Genomic DNA, 254 nt, shown 5'->3' with positions numbered 1-254 from the left:
GAGGTAATCATGAAGTGCGGATACCGTGGGTGGATCATTGACGCGACCCCGGATTTCTCCCTTGGGAAATTTTTCGCACATGCGCGGCTGGTCCGCATTTCGCCCGACGATGATGTTGACAGTGAAAGGCTCTGTCGCAGTAAGGTCAACGGGTCAAGCAGCAGTGATATGCGGAGGATTGCTTATGAAACGAGCGAGTAGAACTGCTGTGCGGGAGACAGCGGAGTCTCGCCCCGACATTTCATCTGCCCTTT

The 254-nt window shown here is 54.3% G+C and carries 1 pseudogene; it reads left to right on the top strand.

Annotated elements, in window-relative coordinates:
* Window positions 1-201: pseudogene (locus F6X42_RS43710) on the top strand (hypothetical protein); the annotation flags it as partial.
* Between the last annotated feature and the right edge of the window lie 53 nt (window positions 202-254).

The organism is Paraburkholderia podalyriae, from assembly GCF_014397785.1.
Lineage (GTDB): Bacteria > Pseudomonadota > Gammaproteobacteria > Burkholderiales > Burkholderiaceae > Paraburkholderia > Paraburkholderia podalyriae.
Note: the sequence above shows the minus strand (reverse complement) of the source record. Positions and strands in the feature narration are given on the sequence as shown.